The sequence below is a fragment of the Shewanella oneidensis MR-1 genome (assembly GCF_000146165.2).
Taxonomy (GTDB): Bacteria; Pseudomonadota; Gammaproteobacteria; order Enterobacterales; family Shewanellaceae; genus Shewanella; species Shewanella oneidensis.
This window is the reverse complement of the sequence record NC_004347.2, coordinates 3,586,758-3,611,281: the sequence shown is the minus strand read 5'-3', so window position 1 is coordinate 3,611,281 and position 24,524 is coordinate 3,586,758. Positions and strand designations below refer to the sequence as shown.

18 protein-coding genes and 4 pseudogenes are annotated in these 24,524 nt (G+C 45.8%); 12 read left to right on the top strand and 10 right to left on the bottom strand.

Translation table 11 applies throughout. The features are described 5' to 3' along the window. Positions 1 to 50 precede the first annotated feature (50 nt). Positions 51 to 1,007: a thiamine-phosphate kinase gene (gene thiL / locus SO_RS16195; protein ID WP_011073311.1), complete on the top strand. Its 957-nt coding sequence runs from the start codon at positions 51 to 53 to the stop codon at positions 1,005 to 1,007. Beyond that, positions 1,007 to 1,501 carry a phosphatidylglycerophosphatase A family protein gene (locus tag SO_RS16190; RefSeq protein ID WP_011073310.1) on the top strand — a complete coding sequence of 165 codons (495 nt, stop codon included), beginning with the start codon at positions 1,007 to 1,009 and terminating at the stop codon, positions 1,499 to 1,501. The genes thiL and SO_RS16190 overlap by 1 nt, the downstream gene beginning before the upstream one ends. A gap of 136 nt (positions 1,502 to 1,637) precedes the next feature. Here the strand turns inward: SO_RS16190 and recN are convergent, their stop codons facing one another. Continuing rightward, complete coding sequence (gene recN / locus SO_RS16185) at positions 1,638 to 3,296, bottom strand: DNA repair protein RecN (protein ID WP_011073309.1); 1,659 nt, start codon at positions 3,294 to 3,296, stop codon at positions 1,638 to 1,640. A gap of 129 nt (positions 3,297 to 3,425) precedes the next feature. After that, positions 3,426 to 4,385 carry an AEC family transporter gene (locus SO_RS16180; RefSeq protein ID WP_011073308.1) on the bottom strand — a complete coding sequence of 320 codons (960 nt, stop codon included), beginning with the start codon at positions 4,383 to 4,385 and terminating at the stop codon, positions 3,426 to 3,428. A gap of 274 nt (positions 4,386 to 4,659) precedes the next feature. On the opposite strand from SO_RS16180, the gene lldR reads away from it, so the two are divergent. Next, positions 4,660 to 5,559 carry a LysR family transcriptional regulator LldR gene (gene lldR, locus SO_RS16175; RefSeq protein WP_011073307.1) on the top strand — a complete coding sequence of 300 codons (900 nt, stop codon included), beginning with the start codon at positions 4,660 to 4,662 and terminating at the stop codon, positions 5,557 to 5,559. Here the strand turns inward: lldR and SO_RS16170 are convergent. The 3 genes from SO_RS16170 to barA form a co-directional block, all read right to left on the bottom strand. Next, entirely contained in the window at positions 5,556 to 5,795 is a 240-nt protein-coding gene (locus SO_RS16170) for a DUF3319 domain-containing protein (RefSeq protein ID WP_011073306.1), read from the bottom strand. The two genes, lldR and SO_RS16170, sit on opposite strands and share 4 nt — an antisense overlap. 155 nt (positions 5,796 to 5,950) lie before the next feature. Further along, the gene (locus tag SO_RS16165) at positions 5,951 to 6,550 is read right to left on the bottom strand and encodes a YjaG family protein (protein ID WP_011073305.1); all 600 of its coding nucleotides are present in this window, start codon (positions 6,548 to 6,550) and stop codon (positions 5,951 to 5,953) included. Next, complete coding sequence (gene barA, locus SO_RS16160) at positions 6,525 to 9,332, bottom strand: two-component sensor histidine kinase BarA (protein WP_011073304.1); 2,808 nt, start codon at positions 9,330 to 9,332, stop codon at positions 6,525 to 6,527. Before barA ends, SO_RS16165 begins: the two co-directional genes overlap by 26 nt. Before the next feature lie 102 nt (positions 9,333 to 9,434). Between barA and rlmD the strand changes: the two genes are divergently transcribed. Beyond that, entirely contained in the window at positions 9,435 to 10,784 is a 1,350-nt protein-coding gene (gene rlmD, locus SO_RS16155; RefSeq protein WP_011073303.1) for a 23S rRNA (uracil(1939)-C(5))-methyltransferase RlmD, read from the top strand. Positions 10,785 to 10,974: 190 nt separating this feature from the next. Beyond that, a complete protein-coding gene (gene relA / locus SO_RS16150) occupies positions 10,975 to 13,182 on the top strand; it encodes a GTP diphosphokinase (protein ID WP_011073302.1) in 2,208 nt (735 codons plus the stop codon). 382 nt (positions 13,183 to 13,564) lie between these two features. Here relA and SO_RS16145 read toward each other — a convergent pair whose 3' ends face one another. Next, entirely contained in the window at positions 13,565 to 14,776 is a 1,212-nt protein-coding gene (locus SO_RS16145; RefSeq protein ID WP_011073301.1) for a hypothetical protein, read from the bottom strand. Positions 14,777 to 14,899: 123 nt separating this feature from the next. Here SO_RS16145 and SO_RS16140 point away from each other — a divergent pair. From SO_RS16140 to SO_RS16130, 3 genes and pseudogenes are all read left to right on the top strand, one after another. Beyond that, positions 14,900 to 15,789: pseudogene (locus SO_RS16140) on the top strand (IS3 family transposase); the annotation flags it as partial. A 55-nt stretch (positions 15,790 to 15,844) separates the two neighbouring features. Continuing rightward, positions 15,845 to 17,047, top strand: a complete 1,203-nt coding sequence (locus tag SO_RS16135; RefSeq protein WP_005054087.1) for an IS256-like element ISSod4 family transposase — start codon at positions 15,845 to 15,847, stop codon at positions 17,045 to 17,047. Positions 17,048 to 17,078: 31 nt separating this feature from the next. Beyond that, positions 17,079 to 17,378, top strand: a pseudogene (locus tag SO_RS16130) (integrase core domain-containing protein); the annotation flags it as partial. Between the two features lie 13 nt (positions 17,379 to 17,391). On the opposite strand, the gene SO_RS16125 reads toward SO_RS16130, so the two are convergent. Continuing rightward, the gene (locus tag SO_RS16125) at positions 17,392 to 17,712 is read right to left on the bottom strand and encodes a hypothetical protein (RefSeq protein ID WP_164925750.1); all 321 of its coding nucleotides are present in this window, start codon (positions 17,710 to 17,712) and stop codon (positions 17,392 to 17,394) included. 322 nt (positions 17,713 to 18,034) lie between these two features. Here SO_RS16125 and SO_RS16120 point away from each other — a divergent pair, with 322 nt between their 5' ends. Then, complete coding sequence (locus SO_RS16120; protein ID WP_011073299.1) at positions 18,035 to 18,793, top strand: DUF6630 family protein; 759 nt, start codon at positions 18,035 to 18,037, stop codon at positions 18,791 to 18,793. A 481-nt stretch (positions 18,794 to 19,274) separates the two neighbouring features. Here the strand turns inward: SO_RS16120 and SO_RS16115 are convergent, their stop codons facing one another. After that, complete coding sequence (locus SO_RS16115; protein WP_011072943.1) at positions 19,275 to 20,252, bottom strand: transposase; 978 nt, start codon at positions 20,250 to 20,252, stop codon at positions 19,275 to 19,277. Between the two features lie 83 nt (positions 20,253 to 20,335). Continuing rightward, positions 20,336 to 20,875, bottom strand: a pseudogene (locus SO_RS16110) (transposase); the annotation flags it as partial. 79 nt (positions 20,876 to 20,954) lie between these two features. On the opposite strand from SO_RS16110, the pseudogene SO_RS16105 reads away from it, so the two are divergent. Next, positions 20,955 to 21,194, top strand: a pseudogene (locus SO_RS16105) (integrase core domain-containing protein); the annotation flags it as partial. A gap of 85 nt (positions 21,195 to 21,279) precedes the next feature. On the opposite strand, the gene SO_RS16100 reads toward SO_RS16105, so the two are convergent. Next, positions 21,280 to 21,903, bottom strand: coding sequence for a suppressor of fused domain protein (locus SO_RS16100; RefSeq protein ID WP_011072944.1), 624 nt, complete (start codon positions 21,901 to 21,903; stop codon positions 21,280 to 21,282). Positions 21,904 to 22,180: 277 nt separating this feature from the next. On the opposite strand from SO_RS16100, the gene SO_RS16095 reads away from it, so the two are divergent. Then, entirely contained in the window at positions 22,181 to 23,383 is a 1,203-nt protein-coding gene (locus tag SO_RS16095) for an IS256-like element ISSod4 family transposase (protein ID WP_005054087.1), read from the top strand. 201 nt (positions 23,384 to 23,584) lie between these two features. Then, complete coding sequence (gene mazG / locus SO_RS16090) at positions 23,585 to 24,523, top strand: nucleoside triphosphate pyrophosphohydrolase (RefSeq protein WP_011073298.1); 939 nt, start codon at positions 23,585 to 23,587, stop codon at positions 24,521 to 24,523. Position 24,524: the final 1 nt, after the last annotated feature.

Here is a 24,524-nt window from a genome sequence, read left to right as displayed (position 1 = left end):
TTTTTCATTGCTAACAAAGGTGGCCGATGTGAGTCGCGCCAAACTGTACAGTGAAAGAATTCCAACTTATTGAATGTTATTTCAATCACCGCGGCCCGACGCGCCGTGATGTCAAATTAAGTATTGGTGACGATTGCGCCCTTGTGCAGCCCGCCGAAAACAAGTCGATCGCCATTTCCTGCGATACCTTAGTCGAAAATGTTCACTTCTTCCCTGATATTCCACCTCAAGCCTTAGGTTACAAAGCCCTAGCGGTAAATCTTTCTGATTTAGCGGCAATGGGGGCTGAGCCTGCATGGATGACGCTTGCACTCACTTTGCCTGAGGTTAACGAGACATGGCTAAGTGGTTTTAGTGAAGGCCTCTTTGAAGCGGCAGATTATTACGGTATTGCCTTAATTGGTGGTGACACGACTCGCGGGCCCAGAGCGATTAATATCACAGTGCATGGGCAAGTGCCGCAAGGTAAAGCATTGACTCGTCATGGTGCTAAAGCTGGCGACTGGATCTATGTGACGGGGACGCTTGGTGATTCAGCCTTAGGGCTGGACTTGATCCGCTGTGTGCAACATGCACGAGCGGAGCACAAAGAGTTCTTAATTAATCGCCATTATCGTCCGACACCGAGAGTATTAGCGGGGCAGTCATTACGCTCTTTGGCATCCAGTGCCATCGATCTATCCGACGGTTTTATCTCGGATATTGGGCATATCCTCAAGGCGTCAAAGGTTGGTGCGGTCGTTGATGTTGGCGCTATTCCTTTATCTCGTGCGATGCAAGACACCGTGAGTGAAGAGCATGCTTTAGGTTATGCACTCACGGGTGGCGAAGATTATGAGCTGTTATTTACTGTGCCAGAGGCGCAAAAAGGTGCGTTAGAAACCGCCCTCAGCCATGCAGGTACTAAGTTTGTCCGTGTTGGGCAAATCTGTGCGGGCAGTAAGCTTAAGTTGCAACTTAATGGTGAGCTATTTACGCCACCGTACCATGGTTTTGAGCATTTTTAATGAAGTTGTTATCCCAAGATCAGGCGCTATCGCGCCTGTCCCTTAAAAATCCCATTCATTTTTTAGCCCTCGGTTTTGGCAGTGGCTTAGCGGCTAAAGCTCCCGGTACTTTTGGCACTTTGGCGGCGATTCCTGTCTATTTACTGTTGGCGCAGTTACCTTTGGCGTGGTATTTAGCCGCAACTTTAGTGTGCGTGATTGCTGGGATTTATATCTGTGATAAGGCCGCTAATGACATGGGGGTACACGACCATGGCGCGATTGTATGGGATGAAGTTGCAGGTTTATTGATCACTATGATTGCCGCCCCCGCCGGTATTCTGTGGCTCGCAGTCGGTTTTGCGCTGTTTCGGCTATTTGACATCCTAAAACCATGGCCGATTCGATGGCTTGATGCCAAAGTGGAAGGTGGTTTTGGCATTATGATAGATGATGTCTTAGCAGGTGTTTTTGCACTTATTTGTCTGCAAGTGATTGTCGTTATTAGCCAATAATATCTTTAGGTTATTTATCTTAGTTAACCCGAGTTGAAGTTAGTTACCCTATAAATGCCAATGCCTTATCTGTTGTAGATAAGGTATTGGCTATCACGCGTTATTCTCTTTGCTGTGACTTACTGTAATAGTGCTCTTACTGTAATAGTTCTCGTGCATTGGCGAGAGTGTTAGAGGTAATCGTGTCGCCACCGAGAAGTCTGGCTAATTCTTGGATACGTTGCTCCTTATCCAAAGGCGTCATTGTGGTTTCTGTACTTCCCGCCTTGTTGAATTTATTCACAAACATATGTTGATGACCATTACCTGCAACTTGAGGTAAATGGGTTACACAAAGTACTTGAGTCGATTCCCCTAAGCTACGCAGCATTCTGCCAACCACAGCAGCGGTCGGGCCTGAAATTCCGACATCCACTTCATCAAAAATAAGGGTAGGAGTGGCTACTTTCTTGGCGGTTATCACTTGGATCCCTAAACCGATACGAGACAATTCACCGCCAGAGGCAACCCGTGAAATCGGTTGTAAAGGCTGTCCTGGGTTGGTTGTGACCATAAACTCTATGTTATCGCTACCATTTACCGACATAATCTCGGGATTAAAATTAACTTCAATAGTGAACTTACCCTTGGGCATATTCAGCTCGTGGATGGATTGAGTCACCAGTTTATCCAGCTCTTTTGCATAGCGCGCGCGGCTCTGACTCAGTTTTTGTGCGTTTGCTAAGTAAGCTGATTTACTCGCTTCAACTTGGAGTTGGATTTCCTCTAACTTAGTTTCATCGTCATCGAGGGTTGTGAGTTCCGCTTTGAGTGCCAAATGATGCTCGGCTAATTTGTCAGGGCTGACATGGTGCTTACGTGCCAGTTGCATGGCCTTTGAGAGTCTTTCCTCTAGATAGGCAAAATACGCTGGATCGAGTTCGAGTTTACTCAGGTAATGCTGTAATTCTCCTGCACTCTCTTGTACTTGAATGAGGGCTTCATTCAACATAGTGCTGACATTGGTCAATGCAGGATCGTAGCTTTGCAGGTTTTCGGCAAGGCTTACTACCTTGTTAAGCAGTGACTCAATATTGCTCTCTTCGCCGTCAGTGAGTAAATATAGGCTGGCTTGGCAGCTATCCACCAGTTCAGTGCCATTGGCGAGGCGTTTATGCTCTTGCTCAATTTCTTCAAATTCACCGACCTTGAGGTCGAATTCATCTAGCTCTTCAACTTGATATTGCACCAGCTGTTTACGGGCAATACGTTCATGCTGCGAGGCTTCTAATTGCTTGAGTTCAGCTTCGATTTGTTTGCAGCGTTGATAACTGGCCGTGACGGTATCAATCAGCAGTCTATGGTTAGCATAGCTGTCGAGCAAGGTTAGTTGATGTTCACTCTTTAGCATGGCGTGGTGGGCGTGCTGACCATGGATCCCCACAAGCAATTGCCCGAGTAATTTGAGTTGAGTTAAAGGTACGGGATTGCCATTAATATAGGCGCGTGAGCGGCCATCGCTACCAATGGTGCGCCGTAGAATACATTCGTCATCAAGTTCGAGATCGTTATCCTCGAGCCAACGTTTAGCAAGGGGAACATCGTGTAGCGAAAATCGGGCACTGACTTCGGTTTTACTCGCGCCAGGACGGACACTGCTGGCATCGGCGCGATTGCCTAGGCACAGGCCTAAGGCGTCGATGGCGATGGATTTACCGGCACCAGTTTCGCCGGTAATGCTGGTCATACCGGGGCTAAAATCCAGTTCGAGAAAACGGACGATAGCGAAATTATTGATGCTGAGTTGGCAAAGCATAGTGAGTTCCTGTCGAAAAACTTACCAAATCACTGTATTGATAAACAGTATATACTGATTTTATATACAGTAAAGTAACTTTGGGTGAATAATCGACATATTGCGACAAGCTAAAGTCTAATAGCTTGTTTATGAATAGGTTTTAACAAGTTGTTCTAAAATGGGCAAGCTGAAAAAAGTCACAATAGTGCCAAATAATATCCCCTGCGCACAGGTTGAGGCTTGGGTGTTATAGCGCTGAGCAAGTAAATAGACACTGGCCGCCGTAGGTAAGGCACTGAGGATAACGCCCATTACTAAGTAATCTCCTGTAACGCCAATGCTTTTAAGCATGAAGAAAACCAATGCGGGTTGTAGGATTAATTTAAAGAGGTTGATAAGGCACAGTTCGACAAAATTTGTCAGGCTGAATAACTTACTATCTTTTTGGTAACGCATGGCTTTAGCTAATACCATGCCGACGGCAAATAGGGCGCAGGGGCTTGAGGTATTACCTATTTGTTGGATCATTAATGCCACGCCAGACGGCAGTGTGATCCCAAGCGCCGAGATACTAATGCCGATAAAGCAGCCGATAACGATGGGGTTTTTAGTGATGGCCAAACACATAATTACCACAGCGTGGTGTTGTCTGTGTTTATTTGTCGTAAGCTCCAGCGAGACCAAGGCCACAGCAAACATAAGCACGGACAATAAACTGGCTATGGCGGCGACCAGGGCGCTTTGTTGTTCAGGAAATATAATCACCAGCAGCGGAATACCAATAAATGCGGTATTGCCAAAGGTGGCGTTGAGGGCGCGCACGGCGGCGATAGCATGCTGTTTTGGGTTAACGAGTAATGATATACCAATACACATTAGGTAAATCACCAGCATGGCGGCACTGTAGCCTGCGATAAACCGCCATTGCAGAATTTCCTCAATCGGTTGCTGCGCCAGTGCAATCAAGAGTACAGCAGGAAACGCAATATAGTAGACATATTGATTGAGCACTTGGTCGGTTTCAACTGGGAGAAAACGCAGTTTTTGCACAAGTGTGCCCAGTAGCATGATCCCGAAGACGGCAAACAGAGGGGTTAAAATGGTCATATCCCTCACTCATCCTTTTGTGTTTCTTATCCTGTAATACAAGCTTACTGACGCTTAATCTGATTCATGCCGAGCAAGAGCGTCCCAGCGACTATCTCAGCGAATTGACAATAATCGGCGCTAGTGCAGTAAATTTATGGGCAAAATAGCATAGGATTAGCCTTCGAGGCTATTGCGCTATGGTCGTAGAAATGAATAATTCTACGTTTAAAACACAATGAGTTAGTGCCTTATACCGATAAGTAGCACTCACGCTAAACGATTGGGATTGAAGATGGCGGATGATGTTGGCGGCGAGCTACAGTTAATTTACCTGTTTGTGCATTTAGTCAATGCGGGGAGTTTTTCCCAAGCTGCTAAAGATCTCGATATGCCTATCGCTACAGTGAGTCGTAAGCTGGCAAAACTTGAAGAAAAACTCGATAAGCAATTGTTTATGCGAAGTACCCGCAAGTTGAGGTTAACCGAGGAAGGTCTAGCGTTATTTCAGCGTTATCAAAGCGTGATTGCGCAGTTCGATGAACTCAGTGGCATAGGCAGCGATAAACCCGAAGGCACATTGCGGATTGCGGCGCCGATTTCGATTATTTCAATTATTTTTATTCACGCTTTAAATGAGTTTGGCCGTTTATATCCCGATATCCGCTTACACATTTCCCAAAGCAATGAGTTAGTGGATTTAATTGATAAAGGCATTGATGTAGCGATTGTGGGCGGTGCCCAACCTGACTCCTCGTGGGTGTCGAGCACTTTAGGTGAGCTTGATTATCGACTCTTTGCGACGCCGGAATATTTAGCCCATGCCCCTGAATTAACCCATCCCGATGATCTTGAAAATCATCAGCTGATCAAAGTTTGGCCGCTGTTTAATTGGCATTTAAAGCACCCTAATGGCGAGTCTTTCTATTTTAATGGCCCAACAAAACTCACGCTCACGGATCTCCATGGTGCGATTCAGGCGACTTTAGATCATGGCGGCATTCTCTATGGGCCAGAATTATTTGTAAAACAACAGATTAAAGAGGGGCGTTTAAAAGTGCTCTTACCGGAATGGATTGGCGAACAACGTAGGATTTCGATTCTTTATCACCAGCGTAGTCAGCAACCGCTGAAGGTGAGGGTGTTTATCGAGTTTATGCAGTCTAAGGCGCCCGAACTTTTTTCAATGGCTTAAGATTCGCGTTTACGGGGTTTAAGGGTATTTTTGCTCATGGAGTTTTGCGTTTGCTTTGCATCTTGCAGGCTAGTACGTGTGGCGGGCACAATGCCGAGTTCAAGGTAATAATTGACTAAACGGCGCAGCTCAAACAAAGAACCAATACGATTTTGCTCGCTTATGGTGAGTTTCCAAGTATCGGTACGGCCTTCGCTGTTTGTTAAGATAAATCCTTGATAAACGAGTTTTTTCATATTGAATGGGGTGTTAATTTACCCCAATCCTCCCGTGATTTAAATCTGCCGTATCATGTTACCTAAACCGTAAATGACTTTAGGTAACATGGGCGAGATACTCAAGGCAACTGAAGAGATGAATCCTAGATCTTCAGCTAGTTTGGGTTTGATATTTACGCGACGCTGATACCGATATTCGATACACCCGCTTCGATAATATCTTTACGCAAACCTTTAACGAATTCGGCGGTAATTTTGGGATTTTCTTCGATGATTTCGAGCAGCGTATTTTGCAGTGCTCTTTCTTCTTCCATCACTTCATGGGCGAAGACATAGTCATCTAAGGCGTCATCGGTTAAATCCACATCGCTAATGGTTTCAATGTAGTTTGCCACAGTGCTTGAGGATAACTTGCTGATATTGGTGATATCTTCCTCAAGATTGGTTTGAATCGCCCCAAGTAAAGTGGAGAGCGCAACCACGGCATCCATCGCAGGATAAACACCGTAGGTGTCAAAATCGGCGGGTTCTGGGGTGTTGTCTTCTAAGCGCTGTAAATGCACATCAATATTGAACTTCAGCTTGTTGTCGTACTGGGATTGCCAAAGAAGCTCGAGCACTGTGCTTAGTACCGCAGGATCTCCAAACTCGCAAACCTCTGAAAACAATTGATAGTTGGGTAACATTCGTTGGCAAAGGGCAATGGCAAAGAGTTTTTTCTGTGGTAGTTCTAGCGCTTTTAAACGCTTAAAGAAGCCCGTTTTTTTGGTCATCTGTTATTTCCGCTGATAGCTGTGATAGCACTTGTTTTGCTGCCGATTCTACCTTAGTTAGCTCATCAAGTAACTCTAGTATTTCCGGTTCGAGATCTTCAACACGGGCCTCACGTTTTAACGCAGATTCAATCTCTTGGCATAAACGCTGGGTAGTAGGTACCCCGCAATAGCAACTTGCGCCATGGAGTTTGTGGATGGTGCTGAGCATCGTTACTTGATCGTTCTGGCTCAATGCCGCTTCTATGGCTGATACAGTTTGAGGCAGAGAATCGAGCAGCATACGTAGCATATCTAACGCTAAGCCCGACTTATGGTTAGCTTGGGTCAGGCATAGATCCCAGTTGAGGGTATGTAAATCAAAGTGAGTGAATTTAGGCCGCGTGATCCAGCGGTTAATCTCCGCTTTAAGTGCGGCTTCATCTATGGGTTTGGGCAAATAACCATCCATGCCGCTACCTAAAATCAGCTCGCGCTCCTCGGCAATCGCATGGGCGGTCACGGCAATAATCGGCGTATTGCGGTTCATCGAACCTTGGCGAATTTGTTTGGTGGCACTGATGCCATCGGTGCCCGGCATTTGAATATCCATAAAGATAAGATCAAAAGTGCGAGTCTTCGCCTGTTTTACCGCTTCCTCACCGCTATTGACGGCGATAACGGTAGTGACTAACTCATTGAGTAAGGTATCTATAAGCTTTAAATTGGCGAAGTTATCATCCACCGCTAATACGGTAAGCGATTGGCGGGCTGCAGGTACAGCAATGCTTACGGGCGGTAATAGGTCATATTCCATCGGTGGGTAGAGCATATTACGCGCCAGTTGGTGTTCGCTTACGGGCAGTGATAACACCACGTCAGCATTGGGGCGAATAAATTGGCTTAACATGTCTTGTTCTTGGCAGTCGAACAGCACAATCAAACAATCCGTTTTAGCTTTGGCTTGAATTAAGGTGCTGACCAAATGGTTTGGATTGTTAAACCCATGGCAACTTAACAACACATAATCAAATTGATGCTCAGTCGTTGATAGGGTTGTCTGTAAACTAGGAATATGCTGATGGTGAGTGACCTTAGTATCCCATTGTTTTAACTGACGACTAATCACTGAATGGGTGAGCACTCTTGGCTCATAAAAGAGCACGGTTTTATTTTGTAGTTTTTCAAGAGGCAACGAATCGCCAATTTGGAACTGACCAAGGCCTAACGGCAGAGTAAACCAGAAGTTAGAGCCCTTATCCACCGACGAGGTAAAGCCTATTTGTCCGCCCATTTGATTGACGAGCCGCTTAGTGATCACCAGCCCAAGCCCTGTTCCGCCAAAACGGCGAGATATCGATGAGTCGGCTTGACCAAAGGCTTGGAAGAGGAAGTCCTGCTGGCTTTCATCGATCCCAATCCCGGTATCGATAACATCACAGCGCAGCACAACCTGCTCATCGGTTTGGGCTTGTAATTCTAATTTAACCAGTACGCTGCCTGAGTCGGTAAACTTGATAGCGTTGCCAACTAAGTTATTGATAATTTGACAAACACGCATCGAATCGCCATTGACATTGTCGGGGACATTCGGCGCGATATCGACAACTAACTCAAGCCCCTTGGCCTGTGCGCTACCGGAGATTAAGGTGATGGTTTCACCCAGGGTTTCCCTTAAACCAAATGGCATGCTTTCTAGCACCATTTTACCGGCTTCGAGTTTAGAGAAGTCGAGAATATCGTTGATAATGGCCAGCAGATTAGTGGCACTACGTTCGATGGTATTAATGTAATCCACTTGGCTAGAGTGCAATGGGGTTTTTACTAACTGGCGCGCAAAACCAATCACACCATTAAGCGGTGTGCGCAGCTCGTGGGACATATTAGCCAAAAACTCAGACTTAATCCGGCTGGCCTCTAACGCGCGTTTTTTGGCTAAATCGAGCTCAACGTTTTGGATTTCGATTTGCTCTAAGGTTTCCCGCAAATCAGAGGTCGCCTGATCGATATTTTGCTGCATTTCATCGTGATATTCCGATAACGAGCCTGCCATGGCGTTAATACCGCGTTTAAGCAGATCCAGCTCACCAATCAGATTTCCTTGAAGCCGAGCATCCAGTTTACCCTCACGAATTTTAGCGACGACTCGCACCATTTCGGTAATGGGTTGGGTGACGTTTTTGACTAATCGAAAGGTAAACAGCAGGTTTAATTGCACCCCAATCAACACGATAATAAAGGCGGCCACGGCGGCTCTGTGTTGTTCGAGCAAGGCGCGTTCTTTATTGATAATTACCGAGATATAGCCGAGTAACTCGCCATTATCGGTTTGGATATCAACATTCGCAGGCTCACTCCCCGTGGGCGTTGCAGTCGCAAAGATGGGCGTGCGTAGAATAAGACTGTCGCCCACATGTTCTATTTCGGTTTTTTGCAGATTGGTTAGCGCTTCTTTGTAGCGCATGATCTCGAAATCTTTGTGGTAATGCGATGTGACAAAGAGTTGATTATGAATGTCAAAAATGGCAATGGATTTTACGAGCGTGGATTTATTGAGTTGGGCGGCGGCAAGGAGTCTCTTAGTCGCTTCCCTATCATTGCCAACCAGTCCCACTTCGCTGGCAATTGCCAAGGGCTCGATAATATTACTGCCCTGTTCAATCAGCGTATCTTCGAGTTCATAGAAGCGATTTATGGTAAAGTAGCTGCCCAGCAGAATACCGACTAAGATCGTCGGCGCAAGCGCTAGCACCAGAACCCAAGAACGTAAGCTGTATTTGGTCATGTTGTTGACAGGGTTCATAGCCGCAGCGCTGTTTCCTAAGTTCTAGGGACGATGAGAATGTTATAAGACTGCCAGAAAAAGGGCGGTCTTTACCAGTTTTTTATTGATTTAGAGGCCGAAATGGCACAATTTTTTAAAGCAAAACCAAATAGTTCCAAACAGTTGTCCGCTAAGCAATCCTTCAGCGTGCAGCAGCTCGATCATCTCGGAGCAGGTATAGCACAACATCAGGGAAAAGTCGTATTTATCCCCGGCGCCTTACCCAATGAAACCGTGCAGGCGCAGTTGACCGAACAAAAGAAAAACTATGCCCGAGCCAAGTTAATTAAGGTCGAGACGCCAAGCACTGAGCGGGTTTCGCCCTTATGTCCCCATTACCACACTTGCGGTGGCTGTGATTTACAGCATATGTCATTAACGGCGCAACGTGAGCATAAGTCGGCGGCTCTGGTGGATATTATGGCAAAATTTGCTGGCGCCGAAGGTTCTTTAGCCCCTGCATTAAGCGGCGAAGGTTGGCATTACCGTCGTCGTGCCCGTCTTGCGACTTTATTTGATAAAAATACCAAGCAGTTAAGCTTAGGTTTTCGTGCATCGAGCAGTAGCCATGTGGTGTCGATTACTGAGTGTTTAGTCTTGGCTAAGCCTTTGTCTGATTTAATCGCCCCATTTGCTAAGTTGCTGAATCAACTCGCGGCGAAATCAAGTCTAGGTCACTTAGAGTTGATTGCAGCCGACAATGGCCATTTTGCGGTGATTCGGATCACTAAAAGCTTAAATGATAAGGATATGGCAAAGCTTGCGCAGTTTGCCGAGCAGCACCAAATCCATATTTGTTTGCAAGATAATGAAGGCGAGTTCCATGGTGTGAATGGCACGCTGTTATTGCCTGTTTACCAATTGCTCGATGATAAAACTGATGTACAGCCGGTGAGCTTAACTTTTACTCCGGGTAACTTTGTGCAAGTCAACGCACAAATTAACAAGGCGATGGTAGCACAGGCGTTAGACTGGTTAGCGCCGCAGCCGGGAGAGCGCATTCTTGACCTCTTCTGTGGTATGGGTAACTTCAGTTTGCCCTTAGCCAGAATGGGCGCCGATGTGATTGGGGTTGAAGGGGTGCCTGAAATGGTCAGCCAAGCCCGTGAAAACGCGGTGGCAAATGGCTTAAGCAATTTAACCTTTTACCATGGTGACTTAAGTGCTGATTTATCCTCTGAGCCTTGGATGGGCAAGATTGATAAGTTGCTACTCGATCCCGCGCGCGCAGGCGCGTATGAGAGTTTGCAGTGGCTTAAGAAGATGAAACCACGCCAAGTGGTGTATGTGTCCTGTAATCCGGCGAGTTTAGCCCGTGACAGTGCGGTATTACTCGAGCGAGGTTACAAGCTACAAAAATTAGGCTTAATCGATATGTTCCCACAGACACACCATATCGAAGCGATGGCATTGTTTGAGCTGGCAAAATAAGTCTTATATGCAGGGCAAGGTTTCCTCACTTGCCCGCTTTATTCGAGTGTAAAGTAAGCAAAGCGTTTGAATAACGTAAAAAATGTGAATATTCGTCTCGTTAGGTTTGACAAGTCCGTGCCAATGCTGAAGATAGGAGTGCCGAGGTGGTGCCTCTTTTCTCTGAGCACGAATAAGGAAATAAATTAAGATGGTCTCTGTTCGCGAAGCGCACTTTAATGATCCCGATTTTCATCTTGAAGAGTGGGTGGCTCGCTATGTCAGTCATGTCGATGAAGCGCAAACCTTACTCGCCCTGATTGCGCAGGTGGACGCCTTACCCGCTAAGAGTCCTGCCGCGAAAAGAGAACTGCTTGAACATGCCCGCGAGATGATTGAAATTCTCGCGCCACTGAATATGGACATAGAAACACTGCAAGCGGCCATTCTGTTTGTGGTGTTTGATGCTGGCTTATTAAACGAAGAAGCGATCAAAGAAAAATTTGGTGAGCCACTCGCGCGTTTAGTCGCGAGTGTGGTGACCATGAATGCCATTGGTGCGTTAAAAATCAATCCCAATAGTCGCTCAACCGAGCCGCAAATCGACAATATCCGCCGCATGTTGCTGGCCATGGTCGAAGATGTGCGCGCGGTGGTGATTAAACTGGCCGAGCGTGTCTGTTTGCTGCGCGCCGTGAAAAATGCCGATGAAGAAACCCGCGTTTTGCTAGCACGCGAAATTGCCGACATCTATGCGCCGCTTGCTAACCGTTTGGGGATTGGTCAGTTAAAGTGGGAATTAGAAGATATTTCCTTCCGTTATCTGCACCCTGATACTTACAAAGAGATTGCAAAACAGCTAGACGGAAAACGTTTGGATCGCGAAGTCTTTATCGAAAATTTTGTCGAGCAATTGCAGCAGCGCCTCGATGAGGACCATATCCGCGCTAAGGTGTATGGTCGTCCAAAACATATCTACAGCATCTGGCGCAAGATGAAGGGCAAACACCTCAAGTTTGATGAGTTGTTTGACGTGCGCGCCGTGCGAATTGTCACCGAGCGTTTGCAGGACTGTTACGGCGCCTTAGGGGTGGTGCACACGCTATGGCACCATATTCCGCGCGAGTTCGACGACTATGTGGCCAACCCTAAACCTAATGGTTATCAATCGATCCATACCGTTGTTGTGGGGCCTGAGGGTAAAACCGTTGAAATTCAAATTCGTACCCAAGATATGCATGAAGATGCAGAGCTGGGGGTTGCCGCGCACTGGAAGTACAAAGAGGGCAATCACTCCGGCAAACAAAGCGGCTACGAAGAAAAAATCAATTGGCTGCGTAAAATCCTGCAATGGCAGGAAGACGTGGTTGAAAGCGGCAATTTGGTCGAAGAAGTCCGCAGCCAAGTGTTTGAAGACCGAGTCTATGTCTTTACCCCAAGCGGTGAAGTGGTCGACTTACCGCTCGGCTCAACCGTGCTCGACTTTGCCTACTATATTCACTCGCAGGTCGGTCATAAGTGTATTGGCGCTAAGGTTGATGGCCGCATTGTGCCGTTTACCTATCAAGTCGAAACTGGCGAGCGTATCGAGATCATCACCTCGAAACACCCTAATCCTAAGCGCGATTGGCTCAATCCAAACTTAGGTTATATCCGCACATCGCGGGCGCGCTCGAAAATTCAGCATTGGTTTAAGCAGCAAGACCGCGATAAAAATATTATCGCCGGTAAAGAGATGCTCGAAGCCGAGTTGGCGAGAGTCAGCCTGAGAATTAAAGATGCCACCATTGCCGTTGAGCGCTTTAATATGGCGAGTATGGACGATTTACTCGCCGCTATCGGCGGCGGTGATGTGCGTTTGCATCAAGTCGTTAACCATATTCAAAGTAAGTTGCGCCTCGATGAAGCCAGTGAAGAAGATGCGGTAGAAGAATTAGTTAAAAAGAGCCAATCTAAATCTGGCACCAACAGCCGTGGGCAGGTTGAGGTGAATGGTGTGGGTAACTTACTCAGCCATATCGCCCGTTGCTGCCAGCCCGTGCCCGGGGATGAGATTTTAGGCTTTATCACCAAAGGGCGCGGTATTTCGGTGCATCGCTCCGACTGTGAGCAGGTGAAAGAGTTAATGCGCGTTCACCCTGAGCGTGGCGTCGATGTGGTTTGGGGCGAAAATTACTCCGGCGGTTATCGCATGCGCCTGCGCGTCTTAGCCCATGATCGCAGCGGATTATTGCGGGATCTCACCTCGGTACTTGCCGCCGAAAAGTCCAATGTGCTCGCCATGAGCTCGTCATCGGATATTAAGAATCAGACGGCAGCCATTGAGCTGGAATTAGAGCTATACAACCTCGATGGCTTATCGCGGGTGTTATCTAAGCTCTCCCAAGTCGATAGCGTGATTGAAGCACGCAGATTGTAATTCTCGATTCTGAGTTGTAAAAAAGCGGTAGGGCATAAAGCGCTACCGCTTTTTTGTATTTGGGAGTTTGTAGGGTAAAAAACGTTAAAATAGGAGTGCTAACACGGCTAAATCACTTGTTTAGTCACTTAAAGGCTGAAGCCGATTGATGGATGAGCCATGGCATTTGCTCGCCGACGCGGTGAATCGAACTTAGGGTTTCTGAGCTTATGAACGAGAGCCATGGATGGCGAACTGGCCGTTAAACACGGATGTTGTTCAAGTCCTTCTGAGGATGCCGGCCCTCCCTGATGCTGGCGAACATTTCTTCGAGTTGGTCGAGGGTGATCATAAAACTTCAAATGGAAAGTAGTAGATTCGTACAAATGCAATCAAATCTTTCTTACATAAACTCCATAGATAACATGGCTTGAGCCAAAAATCCTTCTATGTACCTTGTCTCTTCACCATCATCGTCCACCGAGATAAGACGTTTATTAGCCTCGATACGCAAAACAGTACCTCTGGGGAATTTGCGCCACATATCTGTCAACACCACTAGCTGAAATGTATCGGAGGCAAAACGGTCTTCGATCCAGAAACCGACTCCATCATGCGACAACGCAGCAAGTTGAATATCACAATACCCATCACCGGGTAGATAGCCTTCATCGGGTTCATACTTAACGCTAAAGTAGCCATCCTCAAGCTGGGAGATTAAAAAGTTCAATATGTCTTCCTCTAGCATGGCACTTTTCGTACATCCGCGAGCTAATGCTAAATGTGTTAAATCAGCCTGCTCCACAGGACCATCCTGAAGGATGCATTGGTCCTTGGCATAGGGTTCAACGGTGATGACGCCAGTATTATCGGCCCAACCCCATAATCCAGCTTTTTTGACGAGCAGTTGCTCGTTATTAAACTGTTGTAAGTAATAATCAAATCGGTCTATCTGATTGCCTTCTAGATCAAAAACATCCGTTCCATGCTGCCCATTTTTGCTTTCAAGGGGAGCAAAAACCCTCTGATTAACAACGAAAAAAGAGGAGTACTGACACGGCTGCACTTGTATCAAAGAATCAAGCGAAAAGAACCCTACGCGCCATTCAAGTTTCCATGCATCAGGCATCGGATCCAATGAGCTATAAATTGCCAATAGGCTTGGACTAACAAGCTCTGGGCACATATTCCAATTACCCGGTAGCTTGCACGGTAACACCCACTCTAACTGTTCATTGACCAAACCATACCCGCCTTGCCAACCTGCAACGCCGATTTGGCTGAATGTTTTACTGTGTTGCAACGCAAAAAGTCTTGCGTCTTCTAAACGCGCTATATGTTGAAAGATCGCCCCTGTAGAAGTGCCTTCGGGCCAGCGGAAAAGACCAACGAGTTCCTCTCCACCAGCAGTCGCTCTTGCGCTGAGCTGAAACAGAATTGCACCGTCGGCGAGGCCATCCACAAACCGTATCCCGCCTTCGTAACCAAGATCTAACCATGGGGTTATTTGCTCATCTGTGCTTTCGCGCCAAATCGACCATAGATTTTCATTGCCGTCTTTGTAGTAACAGTAAAAATCATGCTCCAAGTTAATGTCATTCCAATATTCGCGCATCTTTACCTCACAATACTTACACAAAAATCAGTGTGTTTTTTATCCCGCCCACGCACTGTTCTGGTCTAATACCATCGGACACTTAATCTTGAGACAGTATGGTCAATAAATTAAGAGGTCAATATGAGTCTGAAAAAATCACATAAGAGTTATCCGCAGGCATTTAAAGATGAAGCCGTCTTGATGGTGCTGGAGCAAGGTTATAGCGTTGCCGATGCGGCAAAGTCTCTTGGGAGTTAGCACGAGCCTGCTTTACAACTGGAAGGAAAAACACGAAGCCTTGCAGCAAGGCATCACCTTAGAAGAATCTGAGCGTGATGAGTTGAAGAGATTGCGTAGAGAAAACAAAGAATTACGCATTGAGAAAGAAATACTAAAAATACCCATGGGGCACGCCGAGGCCAGCGCCTTCTTTGCGAGACAAATGAAGTAAAATTTTGTTTCATCAAACGGCAATCCAACCTATTTCCCGTAACACAGTTATGCAGAGTAATGAGTGTCAGTAGGTCAGGCTATTACGATTGGCATAAGCGCCCTGCAAACGTGATAAGCCTTGAAACACTGAAGCTTTATCGCCTTGTTCGACAGCTATTTAAGCAAAGTCGAGGCAGCTTAGGGAATCGTGAAATGGTGAAGAAATTGCGCAAGGAAGGCTACCTAATTGGTCGCTATCTCGTTCGTAAATTATGTGCCGACTTCGACTCAAAGCAAGCCAGCGACGTGCTTACAAGGTGACGACACAGCGAAAACACTCAGATGCTGTGGCTGATAACCTGCTAAACATGAACTTTAACCCAGTATCGGCTAATGGGGTTTGGGCGGGTGACGTGACCTATTTAAAGACAGGTGAAGGTTGGATGTATTTGGCTGTGGTGATGGATTTATATTCACGCCGGATTGTTGGGTGGCATATAGACAAACGCATGACTACAGATTTGATATCCAAGGCATTAATAAAAGCCTACAACCTGCGACAACCAGCGCGAGGGCTGGTATTCCACAGTGACCGAGGGTAGTGTTCATAATTCTGTGTCATTTCAGTAAAATATTCAAAAACAGGAATGACACATGACCCAACCTTTTAACTTCGAACAAGCCCTTAAAGATCTGCAATCAGGTAAAAGCCTCACAGGTAAAGACAGCATTCTTGGCCCACTGATCAAGCAACTCACTGAAGCGGCTCTCCAGGCTGAGCTTGAGCAGCATTTAGCGCATGATCCTCAGCCTAATCGTAAAAATGGCAAAACCCCTAAGACCATTAAGCATCCGTCCGGTAACTTTGAGTTAGACGCGCCTAGAGACCGCAATGGCACCTTTGAGCCTCAGTTGATTAAGAAAAATCAAACTACGCTAACCGATGAAATCGAACGTAAAGTGTTATCGATGTTCAGTATAGGTATGAGCTATCGCGATATTAATCAACATGTTGAAGATATGTATGGACTCAATGTGTCTAACGCAACAGTCAGTGCTATCACTGACAAACTCATCCCCGAACTTAAAGCGTGGCAACAGCGCCCATTAGATAGCCATTATCCTATCGTGTGGCTTGATGCGATACATTATAAAGTCAAAGAGGATGGGCGTTACGTCAGTAAAGCCGTTTACACATTGTTAGCGCTTAATATGAAAGGAAAAAAGGAAATTTTAGGGCTTCACTTATCCGAAAATGAAGGCGCTAATTACTGGCTATCCGTACTGACCGATCTTAATAATCGTGGTGTAAAAGATATTCTTATCGCCTGTGTTGACGGCTTGACCGGTTTCCCTGAGGCCATAGCCAGTATCTTCCCTCATACGGAAACACAGCTATGCGTTATCCACCAGATCCGCAACTCAATGAAGTATGTCGCCTCAAAAAATCAGAAAGCGTTTATGGCTGATTTAAAGCCTGTGTATCGAGCCGTGAGTAAAGAAGCCGCAGAGATGGCATTGGACGAACTGGAGGCCAAATGGGGTGATGCTTATCCGCTGGTAATCAACTCTTGGCGTCGCAAATGGCATAATTTGTCCCATTATTTTAAGTACCCAGAACATATCAGGAAAGTGATTTACACGACCAATGCAGTTGAGGCTGTGCATCGCCAATTTAGAAAGCTCACCAAAACCAAAGGTGCATTTCCTAATGAAAATAGCTTGTTGAAGCTACTTTACGCAGGCATATTAAACGCCTCAGATAAATGGACCATGCCAATCCACAATTGGAGCCTTTGTTTATCACAGTTAGCGATTTATTTTGAAGGGCGTTTAGATAGCGTGCTAGAAATTTAAAAATTAGCCTGACACAGAATTTTGAACGCCCTCTGACCGAGGCTCGCAATATACCAGTAAGCAATTCGGTAGGCTGCTATCGAACTATGGTGTCCGCGCCAGCATGGGTGATGTGGGTGCGTGTTGGGATAATGCCGTTGTTGAGCATTTCTTTGATAGCTTGAAACACGATTGGATTTTTAAAGTTAATCAACCAACAAGGGAGTTTATGAAGCAAGATGTGACGGCTTACATGAGATATTACAACTTGGAGCGGCTTCATTCTGCTAATGACAATCTGTCACCTGTAGAGTTTGATAATTCTCAAGTAAAAGTGCCCAGTTTGGGTTGACCAGTACAGTTTTTTATTCATTCGGATTGCACACAACTATATCAGGCCACTCTTCTTTCCAAGCATCACTTTCGTCTTGCATGTGTAAATGCCCGTAGTTCTCTCCCTTTCGGTCCATTTCATCAGCAGCTGCCATGAGGAATATTGCAACAGCACGAACCGTCTTGGAGTCTGCGGAGAGCGAAATCTCATTTAGCTCAAGCAATCCGTATTCGTTGAGCGGTTCACCAGTTGGGTATGCGTATGCCTTCATAAAAAAAACTAACGTCTTAGTATTTATGCGCAGCGCTGTTGCAGAACATAAATCGCTTGTTGGAATTGGCGGCTGCCACATCCGTGTCAATGGGTATAAATGATGCTATAGGAATTTGCTTTTTTACGGTAGCACTTTATTTCCTATTTTAGGCTGGGAAACAAAGCCCTGAGTACCCTTCTCGGGGCGGAATAGGCATGAGAGACTTGTGTCGCAAACCTACATAAAAAGTCAGCTTAAACTTGCCAAAAAATATTCGCAAAGATTAAAGATAATGTGTATAGATAGCGGTGCATCCCTAATCTATCGTTTCTACAGGATATTACACTCCGCACCCTTGGTTGAATAGGGTTCGGACAATTACCAAATAATTAACACTAAATAATACACATGGATAATACACATGGATATTTTACAAACCCGTTATTTTGAGCTGTCCAATCCTACTACGGGCGAGCATAAATTCTACGAGCTGACATTGCATGAAGACGGCACTCTAATCAGCCGCTATGGGCGCATCGGTGCCAATGGCCAAAACAAAACTCAGCAATTTAACAGTGTTGAAGCCATGCTCAAGGCTGCGGATAAAACCACTGCAGAGAAGCTCAACAAGGGCTACCAAGTGGCCAATGCAGGTGAAACCGCAGCTCAGGAAACCAGGCATCAACGCATTTTACGCAACGTGCGCGAGTTTTATGAGCTAATTAGCAATGGCGACAGCAAACTTGCCCAGCGCTGTAGCGTAGAATTTAAAGCTTTCATCGAAGACGAAGACAATAAAGAAGAGTATGAAGATCAGGATAACGAACTGATTAATAATGGCATTAGAGAAGCTGCCGATTGGGAATTGGTGTTTTTCGTTGATTGGAAAGACACAGAATCCATGCTCGACGTGCTCGATACTCTGTGCAGTAATCTCAACATCGACATTGTTTTTGACTGGGGCTGCGACGTTCCTGAAGATGAGCTGAAGGTTGGTCAGATTATGCTCTTGGCCCACGAGCAACTGCAACAGCAAGGTTTTGCACTCTGGCACTGGGATACTGGCCATGACGCGTATTTGGGCTGGATTGCCCGCATGGCTTATCAAACACAAATTGCCAGCTGTGTGCAGGCCTTAGATCTGGATGCCGCTTATCCCAACCCAGAAAAACTCACTTAGCGCGCAGACTTGTGCGCCAAATCAAACTGATGTTCGGACGTTTTCGTAATCCTGAGGTGGAGTTACATCGCCTTTCCATTGGTGATATTACACTGGATGAAGGAAAGACCAGCAGGCATAACTTCTAGATTGAAAGTTGTCCACCACATTAGCTTTTCTATCGCCAAAGCTTTATTTGCCCTACTTGCATTTTTAACTTTGAAACAAGCCTTAGGGCAAAAATGAGCTAGGTACTTTGTTTATGAAATAAAAAAATGGCCATCCATTTTAGATCAACAACATAATGCACTTTCCGTTTACCTACAACTTGTAAAAGTTAACATTGTTTAAAAAAGAACCATCAAAAGTCGCAGGGACAGCATCTGAGGCAATAAATTACGCTAATTCCTTAAAAAATGGAGCATTTCAGACGAGGTAAGTCATCCCATAGTGCTTGGGAGGTGCTCGGCAAGGATTGCTTTCGAAGTGATATAAGTCGCTGTCAGTTACTGTTAAAGTGCTGGCAGCTTGACGCAAAGTGCCGTCGTCGCTTTTCAAGATGTTCGCAGTAATCGCTCAGTTCTTGTAATGTGCCTACTGGACCGTGAAATAGTTTGCCAAACTCGGTGGTTAGCTTGAGCCAATTGTCATGGGGGATATTTAATCTTGTCAGTATCTTGGCGCTATTTTCACTGATGTATCCACGTTTATCGTTGCGAATAATTCGGCCAGTATCATCTACCAATTGAAGGTAATCCGTTAAGGAAAACCCAATGCCATTGGGTTGGTTGTCGCACTCGTTCCCAATAAAAGGCAGTAGATTGCTCGGCTGCTCACCTTTTAATGCGGCCCGAATACGCAGTTGAATACTGGTATGGTCGGATTGTTCTGGTGTATCAGCCAGTTGCGCTCTAATGGGATTCAAATCGACGTAAGTCATACAAGCTAATACAGCGGCGTCATCGAGTAGGGCTTGTGACTTAAAGCGACCTTCCCAAAAACGCCCAGTGCAGTTATCCTCTTGATTTGCTTGTCTTGCGATAGGTTCATTGAGGCAACGCATAAACCATGAAATATCACACAAACGACTGCGATAAAGGGCAATTGAATGCTTTAATCTGTTGACCTCATGGGCTTCAACTAACTCACCTCTTACGAATTTTTGCGTTAATTCATCGCCCTTAAACAACTTATGCCACTGCTCAAGGACTTCGCGGTCAGTCCAACAATTGACAGTCTCGATATCCACCCGCAACACCACATGCAGATGATTCGACATCACCGCAAATGCTGCGATATCGATGGCAAAAACTGCTTCAAGTTCAAACAATAATGACTCCACCCAAGCGCGGCGATGGTCATAGTTTTTACCCGAGTAACTATCATCGCCACATAAAAAAGCCCGCCGAACCACGCGGCTACAGCAATGGTAAAAGGGAGTGTCTTCAAGACTTATCTGGGTTCTGCGAGGGCGCGGCATACAAACCTCCTTGTTCAATGCTTAACCTAAGCATAGTAGGAGGCTAACGGCAGCGCCATTAAGGCTGGGTGTCCAATTTTCGCGCAGGCTAACTCGGCGGCTTCATCCAGCAAGGCCTGGGATTTAAACCGTCCTTCCCAGAAGCGACCTGTACAGTTATCTTCTTGATTTGCTTGCCTTGCGATAGGTTCATTTAAGCAGCGCATAAACCATGAAATATCACACAAACGACTGCGATAAATGGCAATTGAATGCTTTAATCTGCTGACCTCATAGGCTTCAACTAACTCACCTTTGGCGAATTTTTGCGTTAATTCATCGCCTTTAAACAACTTATGCCATTGCTCAAGTACTTCGCGGTCAGTCCAACGATTGGCACTGTCTATATCGACCCTAAGCACCAGATGCAGATGATTCGACATAACCGCAAACGCTGCCACATCAATAGCAAAAATGGCTTCAAGTTCAAATAATAATGACTCAACCCAAGTGCGGCGATGGTCATAGTTTTTACCCGAATAGGTATCATCGCCACATAAAAATGCACGCCGCACCACGCGACTATAGCAATGGTAATAAGGCGTGTCTTCAAGACTTATTTGAGTTCGGCGAGGACGGGGCATAAAAACCTCCATGTTTAATGCTTAACCAAAGCATAGTTGGAGGTTAACTACCGCGCCATTAAGGATGGGTGTCCATGTTTTACGAGCTAGCATGGGTGATGTGGGTGCGTGTTGGGATAATGCCGTTGTTGAGCGTTTCTTTGGTAGCTTGAAACACAATTGGATTTTTAAAGTTGCTCAACCAACAAGGGAGTTTATGAAGCAAGATGTGACGGCTTACATGAAATATTACAACTTGGAGCGGCTTCATTCTGCTAATGACGATCTGTCACCTGTAGAGTTTGAGAATTCTCAAGTAAAAGTGTCCAGTTTGGGTTGACCAGTACACCTTCTAGGGGTTCACTCTAATCGGTCGGTTCTTGCTGGGGCTCACGTGGCCATTAAATGTCGATAACGTGTGCTTTTTACACAACACTTTCTCGTTCTTTGCTGGTCACTAGACTGCCTAACTTGCTGATGAGTTGAGTGCGAATTTTATCCGATGAGGTTTGTTTTGCGACTTGTAATTCAGCAGGCGTGATGCCGACCACTTGCAATAAATCGACGCGGCCCGATTTGAGGCTAAAACAGTGCGGAAATGAAACTGGCTGGGTAAACATCATAGTGCGAATGGCGTCAGACAAGGCGAGCGGTACTCGATCGCCATCACCCAGCAAGGGGAAATCTCCCATCTGTCCTGCTGCGAGTAATAAGTTATAGGCCATGAGCATTTGTAGAACTTCAACTGCCCACGTTTCCTCTTTCTCTGTTTCTATAATGAATTCGACACCAAGACCAGAGTGCTCCTCGGGTTCGTTGGTTTCCCAAGGATTAGACATCCCCGAGGTGATATATGCCCATGTACTTCTGTTGCCATTGGGGGGAGATTTAAAAACACCATGGGTTAGCCAGCGAGGATTGATACCGCTTGCACTCATGCGCTTAAATAGCTCATGGGATAGCGGAAAAATCCCCAGCCCAGTGTCACCCAATATTGCTTTATATGCTGTGACTTCTCTTTCTTCCCAAGACGCTTCAAGAAAGTTCATGTTTATTCCTTTAAACTGCACTGTATCATCCGAACCCGTTCCCATAACGTAGGTACGGGGTAGGTTCAATGCAGTCGATTAATCATTAAAATAACTAAGTAAACTACCATTTTTACTTAATGAGATTCAAAGCTTTTGTATTAAAAACGAGATTTTACCGATAAAGACTGATATCTGGGTTGAGGGAGATAATAAAAAGTACATATCGTGGGCGAGCTGAGGTAGTGTTCATAATTCTGTGTCATTTCAGTAAAATATTCAAAAACAGGAATGACATATGACCCAACCTTTTAACTTCGAACAAGCCCTTAAAGATCTGCAATCAGGTAAAAGCCTCACAGGTAAAGACAGCATTCTTGGCCCACTGATCAAGCAACTCACTGAAGCGGCTCTCCAAGCTGAGCTTGAGCAGCATTTAGCGCATGATCCTCAGCCTAATCGTAAAAATGGCAAAACCCCTAAGACCATTAAGCATCCGTCCGGTAACTTTGAGTTAGACGCGCCTAGAGACCGCAATGGCACCTTTGAGCCTCAGTTGATTAAGAAAAATCAAACTACRCTAACCGATGAAATCGAACGTAAAGTGTTATCGATGTTCAGTATAGGTATGAGCTATCGCGATATTAATCAACATGTTGAAGATATGTATGGRCTCAATGTGTCTAACGCAACAGTCAGTGCTATCACTGACAAACTCATCCCCGAACTTAAAGCGTGGCAACAGCGCCCATTAGATAGCCATTATCCTATCGTTTGGCTTGATGCGATACATTATAAAGTCAAAGAGGATGGGCGTTACGTCAGTAAAGCCGTTTACACATTGTTAGCGCTTAATATGAAAGGAAAAAAGGAAATTTTRGGGCTTCACTTRTCCGAAAATGAAGGCGCTAATTACTGGCTATCCGTACTGACCGATCTTAATAATCGTGGTGTAAAAGATATTCTTATCGCCTGTGTTGACGGCTTGACCGGTTTCCCTGAGGCCATAGCCAGTATCTTCCCTCATACGGAAACACAGCTATGCGTTATCCACCAGATCCGCAACTCAATGAAGTATGTCGCCTCAAAAAATCAGAAAGCGTTTATGGCTGATTTAAAGCCTGTGTATCGAGCCGTGAGTAAAGAAGCCGCAGAGATGGCATTGGACGAACTGGAGGCCAAATGGGGTGATGCTTATCCGTTGGTAATCAACTCTTGGCGTCGCAAATGGCATAATTTGTCCCATTATTTTAAGTACCCAGAACATATCAGGAAAGTGATTTACACGACCAATGCGGTTGAGGCTGTACATCGCCAATTTAGAAAGCTCACCAAAACCAAAGGTGCATTTCCTAATGAAAATAGCTTGTTGAAGCTACTTTACGCAGGCATATTAAACGCCTCAGATAAATGGACCATGCCAATCCACAATTGGAGCCTTTGTTTATCTCAGTTAGCGATTTATTTTGAAGGACGTTTAGATAGCGTGCTAGAAATTTAAAAATTAGCCTGACACAGAATTTTGAACGCCCTCCGAGCTGATTCAGTTACGTCCATCTCAACCCTAAATAGCACTTTGGGCTTACCTACTTTATGATTGGGGCTTTATCGGCTGTAGTTACGACGCGACTCTGCGTGAGTGTATTCCTGTGTACTCATCCTGCGCATTGACCTGTGTCGACTCTCTTGAAAGGATATCTGCATGACTTCCCATACCACGCCTTCTACTACTGAGCTTTCAGCAACAGAGCTATCCACAAAAGAACTCTCTTCAAAAGTGCCATCACCAAACAAGCTTCCCGCAACCGCAGTTTCAGCAACCGATGTTGCGCCGCTACTGAAGATTATGGAGAAGCTGCGCGATCCGCAAACGGGTTGCCCTTGGGATAAGGCGCAGACTTTTCAAACCATAGTGCCTTTTACCCTCGAAGAGGCTTATGAGGTGGCCGACACAATTGAACGTTTAGCCCTAGACGAGCTGCCCGATGAGCTGGGGGATTTATTATTCCAAGTGGTGTTTTATTGTCAGCTTGGCAAAGAGCAGGGCAGGTTCGATTTCAGCACTGTTGTGAATAAAATCATCGACAAACTGACCCGCCGTCATCCCCATGTATTTGGTGAAGCCGCGTTTGAGGCCGATGCCAGCAGTCAGCAAATGAAGGCCAATTGGGAAGCGATAAAAGCCAGTGAGCGTGAACAAAAGGCATTGGTAGCTGGGGGGAATTCACCAAGCGAGGTTTCTGTGCTGGATGATATTCCGCGCGCGCAGCCTGCGTTATCGCGTTCAATCAAAATTCAGCAGCGGGTCGCGCGCGTTGGATTCGATTGGCCTGAGCTTGAGCCAGTGGTGGCGAAAATCCATGAAGAAATTGATGAAGTGCTGTTTGAGGTAAATCAGCCAATGCTCGACCAAGCCAAAGTGCAGGCAGAAATGGGCGACTTATTATTTGCTGTAGTCAATTTAGCCCGCCATTTAACGGTCGACCCCGAGCAAGCTTTGCGCCAAGCAAATATTAAATTTGAACGCCGTTTTAAAGGCGTAGAGGCATGTGCAAGGCAAAATAATAAAGCATTAGAAGAACATAGCTTGGAAGAGTTAGATGCGTACTGGGATAAGGTTAAACAGGGCGAGCCAAGATAAA